The 7,214-nt window shown below is 64.0% G+C and carries 7 protein-coding genes; all 7 read right to left on the bottom strand.

Translation table 11 applies throughout. The features are described from left to right. Nucleotides 1-1,579, bottom strand: a 1,579-nt coding sequence (gene recQ / locus MOV75_RS21320) for a DNA helicase RecQ (protein ID WP_247006538.1), incomplete at its 3' end; no start/stop codon positions are given. 136 nt (nucleotides 1,580-1,715) lie between these two features. Next, nucleotides 1,716-2,459, bottom strand: coding sequence for a polysaccharide deacetylase family protein (locus MOV75_RS21315; RefSeq protein WP_246928302.1), 744 nt, complete (start codon nucleotides 2,457-2,459; stop codon nucleotides 1,716-1,718). 64 nt (nucleotides 2,460-2,523) lie between these two features. Further along, entirely contained in the window at nucleotides 2,524-3,564 is a 1,041-nt protein-coding gene (locus tag MOV75_RS21310) for a homoserine O-succinyltransferase (RefSeq protein ID WP_246928290.1), read from the bottom strand. A 12-nt stretch (nucleotides 3,565-3,576) separates the two neighbouring features. Beyond that, nucleotides 3,577-4,878, bottom strand: coding sequence for an O-acetylhomoserine aminocarboxypropyltransferase/cysteine synthase family protein (locus tag MOV75_RS21305; protein ID WP_246928288.1), 1,302 nt, complete (start codon nucleotides 4,876-4,878; stop codon nucleotides 3,577-3,579). A gap of 216 nt (nucleotides 4,879-5,094) precedes the next feature. Beyond that, nucleotides 5,095-5,553 (bottom strand): hypothetical protein, encoded by a 459-nt coding sequence (locus tag MOV75_RS21300; protein WP_246928285.1) that lies wholly within the window; start codon nucleotides 5,551-5,553, stop codon nucleotides 5,095-5,097. A 219-nt stretch (nucleotides 5,554-5,772) separates the two neighbouring features. Continuing rightward, the gene (locus MOV75_RS21295; protein WP_246928283.1) at nucleotides 5,773-6,210 is read right to left on the bottom strand and encodes a hypothetical protein; all 438 of its coding nucleotides are present in this window, start codon (nucleotides 6,208-6,210) and stop codon (nucleotides 5,773-5,775) included. Nucleotides 6,211-6,551: 341 nt separating this feature from the next. Beyond that, on the bottom strand, nucleotides 6,552-7,214 hold a 663-nt coding region (locus tag MOV75_RS21290), incomplete at its 5' end, for an amidase family protein (RefSeq protein ID WP_247006536.1).

Genomic DNA, 7,214 nt, shown 5'->3' with positions numbered 1-7,214 from the left:
CGCGCGTGCCGGGTGCCTCCTCACGCAGCCACACCTCGGTCTCCCCGCGTAGCACGCCGCGCGCAGTCTCGGTCAGCTTCAGCGCGCCAAACGCTTCGCTGTCGCTCTGCAGATGCCCCATCGCCACCAACTGCCGCAGCACGGTGCGCCACTGCTTTTCGTTGAGCTCGCGGCCGATGCCAAACACCGACAATTTGTCGTGGCCGAACTGCGTCACCTTCTCGGTCAGGCGTCCGATCAGCACGTCGATCAGGTGCATCGCGCCGAAACGCTGGCCGGTGCGATAGATGCAGGACAACAGCTTCTGCGCCAGCACCTTGCCGTCGCGCATCTTCGGCGGCGTCAGGCAGTTGTCGCAATTGCCGCAGGTCTCGCCCATCACGATCTCGCCGAAATAGGCGAGCAGCCGCCGACGCCGGCAGTGCGGCGTTTCGGCAAGGCCAACCAGCGCATCGAGCTTGCCGATCGAGACCCGCTTGAATTCGTCAGAGGCGCTGGACTCGTCGATCATCCGACGCTGCTGCACGATGTCGGAGAGCCCATAGGCCATCCAGGCTGCCGACGGCTTGCCGTCGCGGCCGGCGCGGCCTGTCTCCTGATAATAGGCCTCGATGCTCTTGGGCAGATCGAGATGAGCGACGAAGCGCACGTCGGGCTTGTCGATGCCCATGCCGAAAGCGACGGTCGCGACGATGACGATGCCGTCCTCGTTGAGAAAGCGGTCCTGGTTGCGCGAGCGCACTTGGCTGTCGAGCCCGGCGTGGTAGGGCAGCGCCGCAATGCCGGCGTCTTGAAGCGCGGCGGCGACCTCCTCGACACGATTGCGGGACAGGCAATAGACCACGCCGGCATCGCCCGCATGCCGCTCCCGGATAAACTCCTTCAGCTGCGATACGGCACTGCGCTTGTCGACGATCTCGTAACGGATGTTGGGCCGGTCGAAGCTCGAGACGAATTGCGGTGCGCCCGTGAGCTGGAGCCGCTCGACGATCTCCCTGCGCGTCAAGTCGTCGGCGGTCGCGGTCAGCGCGATACGCGGCACGTCGGGAAAGCGCTCGGCGATGATGGAGAGGCCGACATATTCGGGGCGGAAGTCATGGCCCCATTGCGAAACGCAATGCGCTTCGTCGATCGCGAACAGCGCCACTCTCGCCTGCGCCAGCAGCGACAGGCAGCGCGGCGTGACCAGGCGCTCCGGCGCGACATAGAGCAGATCGAGATCGCCCGCGAGCAGGCGGCGCTCGATGTCGGAGGCTTCCTGGAACGACAATGACGAATTCAGCGCGGCGGCGTTGACACCGGCCTCGATGAGGCCGGCGACCTGATCACGCATCAAGGCGATCAACGGCGACACCACGATGCCGCAGCCTTCGCGCAGCAGGGAAGGAAGCTGGTAGCACAACGACTTGCCGCCGCCGGTCGGCATCAGCACCAGGCAATTGCCGCCGTCGGTGACGTGCCTGACGATCTCTCCCTGCGCACCGCGAAAACCCGGCAGGCCGAAGACCGAATGCAGCACCGACAGCGCATCGCGGCCGTTGGCCGGCGCAGGTAGCGGGGCGGTGGAGGGAGCGGACATGGGCGGGATGGAACCAAGGCCGTGAGATTCGTCACAAGGCCAGTCGCATAGCGGCGTCGGCGTGGCAAGAGCGTTTGCGGGGCGCGGCGCGGCTCTTTCCCTCTCCCCTTGTACAAGGGGAGAGGGGAAGAAGACACTACGCCCCGATCCTCCGCAGCGCTTCCGCGACGGTCACAATAGGCATGTTACGTCTCTGGGCGGCTTCCAGCGCATGACGCATCAGGTCTGGGGTGCAGCCGTAGGGGCTCGGCGTGTTCGCAACGTCGTGGCCGTAGAAGATGAGCCATCCGCCGCTCGCGACCGCCTGGTCGAAATAGCGATCGACGCCGGCCCTATCGATCTCGCAATCCACCAAGGGCGAAGCGCGCAGGAACTGGAGGTCGATGACGTCGCTGTTGACGCCGGGGAGGATGCCGCGCGCTGAACGGAAGGCCTTGGCGAGCTGCGGCTTGCGCCAGACCGAAGCGATCCCGTAGGGATAGGCGAAATTCTCGAGCGTGATCGAGGAATCGATACCGCGGAAATAAGCGCGGTTTCGCTCGATCTCGCGCGCCATCGCGACCTCGTCGAGAATGGCCGAGCTCTGATGCGAGAATGTGTGGCAGGCAATCTCGTGACCGGCGCGGTGAAGCCTGATGATCGCGTCATCGGACAGGCCATGCCAGTGATCCGACGGCTGACCGATCAGGCTGCCGGCGAGATAGAATGTACCGCGGCCGCCATGCTTTTCCAGAAGCTCGGCGCCCTCGCCTGCCGCGCTGTCGGGGGCATCATCGAAGGTGAAGCTCACGATCGGCGCATGCGCCGGCAGCCGGTGCGGCGCGGCGCGAAAATGCCGGGCCAGCCGATTGCTCACGCGTCCCTGAAGTGCCGACCACACGACTGCGTTTCCCGTGATTTGCGTATTTCCGTACTGAAACATTCGCGCGCTGGTTGAGGCAAGCCTAACGCTCGGGTAATCCTAACGCGGAACCAACATCCTTCGGCCGACGCGCAGGGACCGACGCATCGGCTCCCTCGCTGAGAAATTGCAACCAGTTGCGGAAAAGCACCGCCGCCGCGCTGCCGGCGCCGATATCGGCGCGCAAATTCAGCCCGGGCAGCTCGTTGGTGAGCGCCGGGTGGCGCTGGTGCGCCGCCTTCTTCTCGAAGCGGGCCAATTTCTCTTCCGTCGCTGCGTCAAAATAGCTCACGGGCAGGCGCGGATAATTCTCCCGCTCGCGCGCGAGATAGCGGCCGATGTCGCGCAGATATTCGCGCTGAAGCGACAGCGCGTCGTATTCCGGATGCCCCTGGAAGAACACGAAGCGGCTGGCATATTGGCGAACGAAAACATCGACGCCCGCATGGACGGAGCGTGTCAGCACCTGATAACCGGCCTGCACCAGGTCGCTCTCCGCAATCTCGTTCAAGCGCGAATGCGAGACCTTCAGCGGCGCCGGCGCGGCGCGCGTCAGGGAATCGCTCGTCACGGCGTCGCAATCGAAGATGCCGTGGCATTTGGCCGGTAGCCGTCGCCGTTCGATGCCGTCGAGGTGCAGCACCGCCGCGTGCGCGGCAAGGCACGACCAGATCGTCGAGCGCGTGTTGACCTTGGCCCAGTCGATGAGTTCGGTGAGGTCGCGCCAGTACGGCTCCTGGTCGAGTTCGGGCGCGACGGGCTCTGCGCCGGTCACGATCAGGCCGTCAAATTTCTGACGCTTGAGATCTGACAGGTCGGAATACTCGCTTTCGACATGCCACCTCGCTTCCGGCGAGCGCTTCACGGTCGGAAGCGAGAAGCAGTGGAAGCGGATGCGGCACTGGCCTGCTGCGGCCTGAAGCAGCTTCATGAACTGCCGCTCGGTCGCCTTCAGCGCCGGATCCGGCATGTTGTTGACGAGCCCGATCGTGAGTTCGGGTTCGTGTTCTCGCGCGAGATCGCGCTCGGTCGGCGCCAGCGCCGGACTCGAGATGACTTGATCCCTGTCGATCAAGATCGTCATGGGTGCCGCCGCCTACTCCGCGGCCTCGAGGCGCGCTGATCGACAGGCCTTGTCCAGCGCCTGGTCGATGTCCTCGACGATATCGGAGACATGCTCGATGCCGATCGAGAGCCGGATGGTCTCCGGCAGCACACCGGCAACACGCTGCTGCTCTGCCGACATCTGCCGATGGGTGGTCGAGGCGGGATGACAGGCCAGCGACTTGGCATCGCCGATATTGACGAGGCGCGTGATCAGCTTTAGCGCATCATAGAAGCTCTTGCCGGCCTCCATCCCGCCCTTGATGCCGAAGGTGAACAGCGAGGAGGCGTTACCATCGAGATATTTCTGCACCAGCGGATAATAGGGACTGTCGGGAAAGCCGGTGTAATTGACCCAGGCAACGCGCGAATCCTTGCGCAGGAATTCGGCGACCTTGCGGGCGTTCTCGACATGGCGCTCCATGCGCAGCGCCACGGTCTCGATGCCCTGGAGCAGCAGGAAGGCGTTGAACGGCGACAGCACCGAGCCCATGGTGCGCTGATAGACGCTGCGCGCCCGCTCGATATAGGCGGTCCTGCCGAAGCGCTCGGCATAGACGAGGCCGTGATAGGAGGCGTCGGGCTTGTTGTAGCCCGGGAAGCGCTCGGCATGCTTGGCCCAGGGGAAGTTCCCGGAATCGACGATGGCGCCGCCGAGCGTGGTGCCATGGCCGCCCAGGAACTTGGTCAGCGAGTGCACGGCGATATCGGCGCCGTAGTCGAACGGCTTGAGCAGAATCGGTGTTGCGACGGTGTTGTCGACGATCAGCGGCACGCCATGCGCATGCGCGACCTTGGCCAGCGCCTCGATGTCGCAGACATTGCCGGCGGGGTTGCCGATGGTCTCGGCGAACACGGCGCGGGTGTTCTCGTCGATAAGCTTCTCGATCGCCTCAGGCTTGTCGCTCTCGGCGAAGCGGCCGGTGATGCCCTGCCTCGGCAGGATGTGCGAGAGCAGCGTGTGCGTGGTGCCGTAAAGCTGCGGCACGGAAACGATGTTGCCGCCGTGATCGGCGACGTTGACGAAGGCAAAATGCAGGGCCGCCTGGCCGGTCGCGACCGCGAGCGCACCGACGCCGCCTTCAAGCTGGGCGATCCGCTTCTCCAGCACCGCGCTGGTCGGATTGGCGATACGGCTGTAACGGAAACCTTCGGCCTCGAGATTGAAGAGCGCCGCGCCGTGATCGGCGCTGTCGAAGGCGTAGGCTGCGGTCTGGTAAATCGGCACGGCGACCGCGTGCGTGGTCGCCTCGGGCTCGTAGCCGGCGTGAATAGCGATCGTCTCGTTGCGCATCGTGCCACCTCCGCGTGGAGCGGGCCGCACTTATTGGCCTGTATGAGGCATGTGCGTTGTCCGCCACGTCCCGTGTTAGAGGCGGGTGGTAAAGCGGACAATAATTCGCTTAGAGATCGAGGAAGTAACCCTAATGCTTGTCGGCGAATTGGCCGGAATCCGGGTTAAATTGCATTAATGAAGATGCTGCTCGGTGCAACTTGCGGATCGCGTCACTCATTGCGTGGCAGATGACCGTGGATCGAGATCGCACCCTCGATACATCCCATGCAGCTGTTTACCTTGAAGAAAAACAGTACGGGGAGTTAGTCCTCCTCGACGATCGAGCCATTGCTGGATTGGCGAGGGATACATTGAATACAGCATCCGGGTCGCCCCGCGGTCGGTAAATGTGCGCCCATTCCTGCCGAAGTCCCACGCAGCATGAAAGGCAAGCCTTGCCTTCGAGGTGACGCAGATGTCGTCCGATGCAATCGTCGCAAGGACGATCGTGCAGGCGGAAGCGCAGAGGCCATCGATGACGACCGATTGACGCGCGGCGCGCAATTTCTCGTATCGCTCGATGTAGTCAGCAATCGATCCGCCTCGATCATTCGCGATGCGAACCACGGCATGGCTCGCCCCCGTGCCAGTGAGTAAGAGCAATCCCGCGACAACCCCTGCCGGAAATCTCATGCTGCTCGCTCGATTGTGTGATGCCGCCACTTGGCAAGACCAGTGCTGATGGCGCGCCACCTTGATGCTTTCGGTCTTGGGACTCTTGACCTCGGTCGAAGAACCACCGCGCGTTGCTAGAGGGAACCCGGACAAGTGGGTCACGGCGGGCTTGAGCCGAGGAAGCACCGGCAGCCTTGACGGACGGCAGCGGAGCTGGCCGCTACCGTCCCGCCAACTTCAATATCGATACCCGTATGGATATTGTCCGGGGCAAACGTAATTGCCGTAAGTGTCATAGGTGCAGCTGCTGGAGCCACCGTAGTAGCCATAGGCGCCGGCTGCGGCGGCTCCTACTGCGGCCGCACCTAGACCATAGGCTGCGCCCCTGTAAGCGCCGCGATAGGCTGCATTGCGATAGACCCCTCTGGCCACAGGGCGCCCCGCGATCGGGCGATAGCCATAACCACGGCCGGCGACGCCGTAGCGGCCTCCCGCACCCCGGTATCCGCCGCCCCGGACATGGGCGACGCGGGCGCCACCGCCATGGAAACCTCCGGCGCGCATACCACCACCATGGAAGCCGCCGCCGCCGCGGCGAGCGTATGCATCATCGGGAATGAGACTGACGGTGATCAGAACGATCGCCGCCAAAGCAGCGAGAAGACATCGAAGCATGGCTTTCCTCCATTACTTGGGGTGCCGCGCACATGATAAGGCGATGCCGCTCACGGATCGGCACCCGGCAGGAACCTCTTCTCCTCCTCAAGGTCGGATTTGACCTAGATCAAGGAGTCGAAGATTGAGGACTTCTCGTAAAGAGATGCGGGCTGGAACACCCGCTGTGGAACTTGCTGCGGCTTCCCTGCCCCACGAGATCGAGAGGCTGACAACGGCGGCGACGCACTCTCGACATGGTCAGCAACACAGGCACACGCGCTTTCACGCCGCGATGAACCATTGTGTAAGCAAGCTTCGCGCGCGATGCGCGAAGCCCTGAAGCGCTTATTGGAGCAGGTTCAACCCATCCGATCCCACAGCCGATGAGCGAGCACGCCGGCGCGCTTCTCGATCGCGGCCGCGGCATCGAGCGCGAGATCCTCGCGATAGCGCCCGGTAATCAGCTGCACGCCAATCGGCCTGCCGTCGTGAAGCGCCACCGGCACCACCGCGCCGGGCAGGCCGAGCACGTTGATCGCGGAGATGAAGCGGATCTCGCCCCAGAAGATCTCGCGCACGCGCTCGGGGCTGACGGTGTCATCGCGCGGGCCCGGCGTCGGCTTCACCGTGGTCGGCGCCAGCACGATTGGATAGTCTTCGAAGAACAATTGCCAGGCGCGGATGTGGCCGTTGCGCGCGGCGGTCGCCTGCATCCAGGCCTTGAGATCGAGCACGTTGGCCTTGGCCTTCATGCCGCCCCAGGCCTTGTGAAAATCCTCGGACGTGACCTTCAGCATGGAGGCTTCCTGCATCACCACGGTCTCGTTGGTGATGATGTCGCACCAGGTCTGCCAGACGCCGTTGATGTCGGGCACCTCGACCTCGCTGACGCGGTAGCCGGACCGCTCGAGGTGGTCGGCGGCCTGGCGCAGCGCCGCGGCGACGGACGGATCGACGTCCATGTCGTCGGGAATCTTGGCCAGGGCCACCTTGATCGGCCCCTTCGGCCTCTCGCCGACCAG

The sequence above is a fragment of the Bradyrhizobium sp. PRIMUS42 genome, assembly GCF_023006515.1.
Lineage (GTDB): Bacteria > Pseudomonadota > Alphaproteobacteria > Rhizobiales > Xanthobacteraceae > Bradyrhizobium.
This window is presented reverse-complemented; position numbering and strand designations above follow the sequence as displayed.